The organism is Streptomyces sp. NPDC056296 (assembly GCF_042268605.1).
GTDB lineage: Bacteria > Actinomycetota > Actinomycetes > Streptomycetales > Streptomycetaceae > Streptomyces.
In genome coordinates this window covers 117,441-124,584 of record NZ_JBHJRX010000006.1, presented here as the reverse complement: position 1 = coordinate 124,584, position 7,144 = coordinate 117,441, and the positions used below count along the sequence as shown (strand labels likewise).

4 protein-coding genes and 1 pseudogene are annotated in these 7,144 nt (G+C 72.9%); 1 reads left to right on the top strand and 4 read right to left on the bottom strand.

The window, feature by feature from the left end; all coding sequences use genetic code 11:
- Positions 1 to 611: 611 nt before the first annotated feature.
- Positions 612 to 1,880, bottom strand: a complete 1,269-nt coding sequence (locus ACFCZF_RS06420) for an SWF or SNF family helicase (protein WP_376670693.1) — start codon at positions 1,878 to 1,880, stop codon at positions 612 to 614.
- Positions 1,877 to 4,744, bottom strand: coding sequence for a DEAD/DEAH box helicase (locus ACFCZF_RS06415; protein WP_376670751.1), 2,868 nt, complete (start codon positions 4,742 to 4,744; stop codon positions 1,877 to 1,879). The genes ACFCZF_RS06420 and ACFCZF_RS06415 overlap by 4 nt, the downstream gene beginning before the upstream one ends.
- A gap of 250 nt (positions 4,745 to 4,994) precedes the next feature.
- Here ACFCZF_RS06415 and ACFCZF_RS06410 point away from each other — a divergent pair, with 250 nt between their 5' ends.
- Positions 4,995 to 5,177, top strand: a complete 183-nt coding sequence (locus ACFCZF_RS06410) for a hypothetical protein (RefSeq protein ID WP_376670692.1) — start codon at positions 4,995 to 4,997, stop codon at positions 5,175 to 5,177.
- A gap of 4 nt (positions 5,178 to 5,181) precedes the next feature.
- Here the strand turns inward: ACFCZF_RS06410 and ACFCZF_RS06405 are convergent, their stop codons facing one another.
- Positions 5,182 to 6,630: a tannase/feruloyl esterase family alpha/beta hydrolase gene (locus tag ACFCZF_RS06405; protein ID WP_376670691.1), complete on the bottom strand. Its 1,449-nt coding sequence runs from the start codon at positions 6,628 to 6,630 to the stop codon at positions 5,182 to 5,184.
- Between the two features lie 177 nt (positions 6,631 to 6,807).
- Positions 6,808 to 7,144, bottom strand: a pseudogene (locus ACFCZF_RS06400) (hypothetical protein); the annotation flags it as partial.

Sequence of the window (7,144 nt, the reverse complement as noted above, 5' to 3'; positions counted from 1 at the left end):
GTCCCCCCTTCCGGTGGTGTCTTGAAAACACCTAAACAGGCTTGCAGGGGCCCCCTCCTTGGGCCCCTGTGGGGCGTCCCACCTCGGAGGGGGGGCTCCGCCCCTTTCGGGTCAAGGGACGGGGCCGGAGCCCGTCGGGCTGTCAGGTCCCGTGCGGCAGCCGGACGAACGTCACCGTGGGGTCTCGCCGCAGGGCGGGCGGGCCGCTGCGGCGAAGACGTCCGCGCCGTCCGTCGTCCCGAAGCCGCGCTCGTACCGGGCGGCAGCCACCTCGGGTCGTTCACGGAAGCCGCGCGGGCGCCACTCTGACCTCGCCGTGGGCCCGTCGTGCGCTCGCCGTGCCCTCGCCCCGCCACGCAAGTCACTGATGTCGGGCGGCTTGGCATCCGCGCGGGCCGCAGGTACCGCTCCTCGACGCGTCCCGGCACCTGTTGCGGGTGCGGGTGCGGGTGCGGATGCCGACGCCGAGGCGATGCGAGCGATGAGGCGCGATGCCGAACCGGGACGGCACCGGAGCGGCCCGGCTCCGGTGCTCCTCCCAGGTATTGGTCCGCTCCTCGCCCGGCCCCGGCCTAGGCGTCGTCAGTGCCACACCCATGTCGGGACAGACGTCAGGGCTCGTCCCCGGCCGCGAGTACCGCCGTGGCCAGAGCCGTCGCCGGGTCCTGGGCAGCGCCGCCCACGGGGACCCACCGGCCGCGCTCCTTGCGGTACGGCCACCAACGGCCGTCGCGGTCCAGACGGAGTTGGTGCGGCGCGCCGACGACGGTCCACCGGTTGGCCCGCGCGCGCAGTGACGGCCGTTCGTCCTCGTCCCAAGCCGATTCCAGCGCCGCACGCGCGCGTGTGAGCGTGTCGCCCTCCACCGTCCACTCCTCCTCGAGCACCGACAGGGCGGCTCCGCCCCCGAGCCGCCACGCACGTACGGCGACGGCCAGCGCCTCCCGAGTACGCCCCGAGCCGTCGCCGAGACGCTCCAGCACGTCCGCTCCGGGATTGCCGGCGGCCAGGCGCACGGCGTCCTGCGAGGCGGCGGGTTCCGCGCCCACCGCCTGCCGACCGTGTCCGCTCCGCAGCGCCTCGGCGAGCAGGCGGTGTGCCTCCGCCGCGGCCCGGGAGGCCAGAAAAGCCAGGGCGGCCGGGTCGACGCCCGGGGGTGGCGCGCTCTCGGTGTCCAGCGACGGCGGTACGCCCGGCCCCTCCCGGAGGTCGGGCAGGGCGGGCAGCGGAGGCAGCACGTCCCCCGCCGCGTACGCCTCGGCGGCGTCCACACCCTCCGGACGGGAGGCGGCAACCTCCGCGGGTGCGTCGCCGCGCGTCTGGAGGGCGTCGAGTACGGCGCCCTCCGCCCGTCCCCGCATGAGCAGCAGGACGAAGGGGTCCTGGTCCAGCAGCCTGGCAACCTGGTAGCAGAGCGCGGCAGTGTGCCCGCAGTGGTCCCAGGCACCGCAGTCGCACTCCGGTTCCAAGTCGCCCAGGCCCGGCAGCAGATCGATGCCTGCGGTCGCGGCGTCCTCCACGAGGTGCGGCGGCATGTCGCGGTCCAGCAGCGCCGCGACATGCCCGGACCGCTCGATCGCCATGTCGACGAAAAGGTCCCACTGCGCGTCGGACAGCTTCTCCAGCAGGACGTCGGCCCGGTGCGCCGTGCGGTCTCTGTCCTGGACGACCGCGGTGATGCGCCCCGGACGTACCGACACCGCGCCGACCGCTCCCGCGCGCGCGAGCCGACGGCCCGTCTTCACCTGCGCCGTGTCCAGTGCCGCGTCCTCCAGCGCCTTCAGCCAGGCCAGGCCCCACCAGGTCTGGGCGAAGCCCCGGCCGTGCGCGGGCGGCAGCGCGTCGAACGTCCGTTCCGTGTCGTCGTCGTACCGGGTCATCGCGTACCCCCTCGCAGCTCGACCAGGTCGGCCAGTTCCGCGTCCGTCAGCTCCGTGAGCGCCGCCTCGCCCGTTCCCAGCACCGCGTCGGCCAGTTCCCGTTTGCGGTTCAGCAGGGCGGCGATGCGGTCCTCGATGGTCCCCTCGGCGATCAGCCGGTGCACCTGCACGGGGCGCGTCTGACCGATGCGGTAGGCGCGGTCGGTGGCCTGCGCCTCGACGGCCGGGTTCCACCAGCGGTCGTAGTGCACGACGTGCTCCGCGCGCGTGAGGTTCAGTCCGGTGCCCGCCGCCTTCAACGACAGCAGGAAGACCGGGACCTCACCGTCCTGGAACCGCCGCACCATGGCCTCCCGCGCTGTGACGGACGTGCCGCCGTGCAGGAACAGCGAGGCGACGCCGCGGGCGGCCAGGTGCTGTTCGAGGAGGCGTGCCATCTGCACGTACTGCGTGAAGACCAGCACACTCGCCTCCTCGGCGAGGATGGTGTCGAGCAGCTCGTCCAGCAGCTCCAGCTTCCCCGAGCGGCCCGTGATCCTCGGCCGGTCCTCCTTGAGGAACTGCGCCGGGTGGTTGCAGATCTGTTTGAGGTTCGTCAGCAGTTTCACGATCATGCCGCGTCGCGCCATGTTGCCGGCCTCGGCGATCTCCGTGAGCGCCTCGCGCACCACCGCTTCGTACAGCCCGGTCTGCTCCGTGGTCAGGGACACCGGATGGTCGGTCTCGGTCTTCGGCGGCAGCTCCGGCGCGATCCCGGGGTCCGACTTACGGCGGCGCAGCAGGAACGGCCGTACGAGCCGCGCCAGCCGCTCCGCCGCCGCCGGGTCCTGGCCGCCCTCGACGGCCTGTGCGTAGTGCCTGCGGAAGGTACCGAGCCGGCCCAGCAGCCCCGGCGTGGCCCAGTCGAGGATCGCCCACAGTTCGGAGAGGTTGTTCTCCACCGGGGTGCCGGTGAGCGCCACACGCGCGCGTGCGCCGATGGAACGCAGTCGCCGCGCGGTTTCCGAGTACGGGTTCTTCACGTGCTGGGCCTCGTCCGCCACGACCATGCCCCACGGCACGGCGGAGAGCCGGTCGGTGTCCAGGCGCATGGTGCCGTAGGTGGTGAGCACGAACTCGCCGTCGGCGAGACCCTCCAGGTCGCGCCGGGCGCCGTGGAAGCGACGTACGGGGGTGCCGGGTGCGAACCGCTCGATCTCCCGCTGCCAGTTGCCCATGAGGGAGGTCGGGCAGACCACCAGGGTGGGTCCGGCGGCGGACTCGTCGCTCTGCCTGTGCAGATGCAGGGCGATCAGCGTGATGGTCTTGCCGAGCCCCATGTCGTCGGCGAGACAGCAGCCCAGGCCCAACGACGTCATGCGGACCAGCCAGTTGAGCCCCCGCCGCTGGTAGTCGCGCAGCGTGGCGTCGAGGGCGGCGGGCTGCGCGACGGCATCCTGCGCCTCGGGGTCGGCGAGCCGTTCCCGCAGGGTCGCGAGCCATCCCGTGGGGTGTACCTCGAAGCGGCGCCCGTCTACCTCCGTCGAGCCCGTCAGGGCCGCGGCGAGCGCGTCGACGGGCGTGACCTTGTGGTCCTGCCGGGCGCGGACGCGGTGGGCCTCCTCGGGGTCCACGAGAACCCACTGGTCGCGAAGGCGCACCACGGGGCGGTTGGCCTCGGCGAGCAGATCCAGCTCCTCGCGCGTGAGCCGCTGCTCGCCCAGGGCGAACGACCAGTTGAAGGCGAGCAGCGCGTCTGCGGACAGGAAGGACGGGCCGGTGTCCGACGAGGCCGTGCGCGGCGACGGCTCGTCGTCGGGCGGACCGACCTCCGCGCGGGTGGTCAGGTCACGGGCCAGCTCTCGAGGCCAGTGCACGTCGACTCCCGCGCCGGCGAGCGCCCGCGAGCCCGCACCGAGGAGCTCGGTGACATCTTCGTCGGCGAGCTCGACGGCGTCCGGCACGGCGGCCGACAGCAGCGGCGTGAGTGCGGGCCAGGCCCGTGCCGCACGGCGGAGCGCGAGCAGGGCGTCCATCCGCGCGCGTGTGCCGAACGCGTCGCCCGCGGTGCCGGCCCACACGTCGGCGGTGTCCGCGACGAGCGCGGGGTCGCTCACGCCGTGCACCTGGAGCACGGCCCGGAACGCGGGCCGAGCCTCCTGGGACGCCGTGGCCGACAGGCCCCGCACCTCGACCCGCAGTGACAGCCGTACTCCCGCGTCGTGCCCCGCGGCGACATCGGCCGCCCACTCGCGCAGTTCGGGCATCCGCCGCGGCTTCCGCGAGGCGTAGGCGGGCTCGGCCGTCACGAGTTCGGCGGCGGGGGAGCGGGGCAGCGTGTCGGCGATCGCGTCCAGGAAGGCCCGCACCAGCCGCTCCGGGTCGGGCAGCCGCAGGGTTCCGGCGTCGTCGAGGGGGACCGCGTGCGCCTCGGGCGGCATGGCGGCGGCGAGGTGGCGGATCCGTTCGGTCTCCTCCGGGCCCAGCGGGCCCGTGCGCCAGGCGTCATGGTCGGCCGCGGACAGGCCCGGCAGCAGCAGGCCGCGTGCCACGAGGTGCAGTGCCTCGACGGCGACCGTGCCCCAGAACGCGGTCGCCCGGTGGCCCTCGTCGCAGTCACGCGCGCGCGTGAGAAGCGGCAGCGCCGTCCGCACCGGCAGCAGCACAGCGGGCACGCCGACCGGCCCCACGCCGTCACCGTCGGGCAGCGCGACCGTCAGATCTTCCGTGGTCCCCGACGAGACGGCCACAGGGGCCTCGCCGTCGGGCCGCCAGAACGCGACTCTGCCGGTCCGGGCGGGTTCCCCGGGCACGAAAACAGCACAGCAGTGGGCGAGTTCGGCAATGTCGGGGGGTGTGGCCGGGAGAGTGGTCTGTGCAGCGATGGTGTATTCCTCAAACTTGACTAGCCGGGACGCGGTCGCCGACTGTACATGATTCCCGAGGCTGGGGAGTGCGGCCGGGCTATGGCGTGGGTCACTATTCAGATGAGGAGGTACGAGGTCGCCGACGGGTTCTCAGGGGTGAGTAAGGGTCCGGCCTCAGGGACGTCTCAGGGTCACGGTACGGAACCGTCGGGAGCGTGGGCCCGTTTTCAGGACAGAGAGCGGCAGTGGCCGCGAAGGAGGCGACATCATGTCGAAGAACGCCAAAGTCGCAGCGGGGGGCGTGGCGGTCGGGCTCATCCTGCTGATCTGGCTGCCCTGGTGGGCCGCCCTGCTCATAGTGCTGGGAGTCCCGACCGCCGCCTACCTCACCCTGGACCCGGGGCAGCGGCGCAGGCTGCGCCGCGGCACGCGCAAGGAGATCGGCCGTTGAGGCGCTAACGTCGCGTTGCGGATGCCTCGGACGTCTCGAATGTCGAGGACACTCCGGAGGTATCGGTGGTCTCGGCCGTTTCGGTAAGGGCGCAGGAGTTGACCACGTCGCCGTTCGCGGGCCTGTCGATCGTGTGGTCCGCGGGTGGCGTGGTGCCCTGCTCCACCCATGCGGTCAGCGCGTCGAAGGCCGATCGGAAGCAGGGCAGGATCGGCCGCAGCCTGTCGGGATACGTGTCGTACAGCCCGTCGACGTGCGTGCCGCCCCCGACCGTGTAATAGCGGTGCAGCTCGCCTCGCCCCCGACTGTCGATCATGCGCGCGTACACGTCGGAGTCGGCGGCCTTGGGCAGCAGCGCGTCCAGATCGCCGTGCAGGGTGATCAGCGGCTTGCCGATACGCCCGGTCAGCGCGACCCGGGCCACCGCACGGCGGACGGAGGCGGGGCGTTCCGCGTAGTCGTACGCCGCGTCGGAGGGGCACGGCGCCAGGATCTCCTCCAGGGTGGACCCGGCGGTCGGTCCCGGGCAGCCGCGATCGTGGGACGGGTCGAACTCGGCCCGGTAGATCTTCTGCGTCAAGCCCCAGTAGGCCTTCTCGTGATACGGCCACAGAAACTCGGAGCCGCGTGCGAAGCCCGCCGCGTACATTTCCTCGTCCCGTGCCGCGCCGAACATCCGAGCCACCGTCACCGGCAGGGACGTGAGGAGGCTGGGGCCGTTCGCGGTCCACAGTGCCCCCTCCCAGTCCACGCCGCCGTCGTACAGCTCCGGGTGGTTCTCCAGCTGCCAACGGGTGAGATAGCCGCCGTTGGAGATGCCCGCGATGTAGGTGCGACGCGGCGCGTGCCCGTAGCGCTGGGCGGCCACCCGGCGGGCGGCCCGGGTGAGCTGGGTGGTGCGTGCGTTCCACTCGGCGACCGCGTCTCCGGGTCGGACGCCGTCCCGATAGAAGTCCGTTCCGCTGTTGCCCTTGTCGGTCGCGGCGTACGCGTACCCCTGCGCGAGGGCCCGGTCGGAGATCGCCTTGTCCGTGGCGTACTGCTTGCGGGTGCCCGGCGCCCCCGTCACGACGAGGCCGCCGTTCCAGTGGTCCGGCAGCCGGATCACGAACTGCGCGTCGTGCCGCCAGCCGTGCGTGTCGTTGAAGCCTGAGGAGTCCGGGAAGTAGCCGTCGACCTGGATGCCGGGCACTCCGGACGGCGTCCTGGTGCCGCCGGCCGTCAGCCCGGCCTGGTCGGCCATGTCGGTGTACGGGGTGCCCGCCAACCCGGTGGTGGTCAGATCGTCCAGGCAGGCAGTGCGCTGCAGGGCCGCGCCCGGCACTCGTACGTGCTCCTGGCGGGCGCAGTGTCCGCCTTCGTCGCCCGCTACCGCGGCGACGGGCGATGGCCCGATGAGCGAGACGGCCGTCACAACGGCGGCGAGGAACGGAACACCACGGGGCAGACGCATCAGGGACTCCAGGCGCGACGGGGGAGTGGAGCTGAGGGCTGCCCCATCGTGCGGGTCCGCTACGACCTCTTCCATGGGCGGGAGCCACATGGGAAGAGAGCCGGCCATAGAGGTTGAAGACAGTCGGGGACGGGAGGGCGCCCGACTCCCAGCGGTAACGGGCCTCGGTGTCCTCGGTCAGCTCGGCCTTACGGCCATCTTGTCGAGGGCCTCCAGGAGCCCGGGCAGCGACGGTCCCCGCCCCACGGGCAGGACCTCGCCGGGTTCCTCGTCGAGCAGGATGAAGGCGATGTCGTCGGTTCTGGCGACGAGCGACCAACCGGGGCCGTCGGCACGCAGCGTCCGAGCGTCCCCCGGCGCGAACGAGGACCGGACCCGGCCGAGCGGCGGGGGCGTGTCGACGTAGGCGCGGGCCTCTGCGAGCACCCGCCGGACACCGCTGTGCCCGGAGGACCCGGCACCGACGTCCGTGGGACCGGCACCGACGTCCGTGGGACCGGCACCGGCACCGGCG

Excerpts from the sequence above, each read along its gene's own strand:
- ACFCZF_RS06420 (WP_376670693.1), bottom strand. The coding sequence starts at position 1,880 with ATGACCCGGTACGACGACGACACGGAACGGACGTTCGACGCGCTGCCG.
- ACFCZF_RS06410 (WP_376670692.1), top strand. The coding sequence starts at position 4,995 with ATGTCGAAGAACGCCAAAGTCGCAGCGGGGGGCGTGGCGGTCGGGCTC.
- ACFCZF_RS06405 (WP_376670691.1), bottom strand. The coding sequence starts at position 6,630 with ATGCGTCTGCCCCGTGGTGTTCCGTTCCTCGCCGCCGTTGTGACGGCC.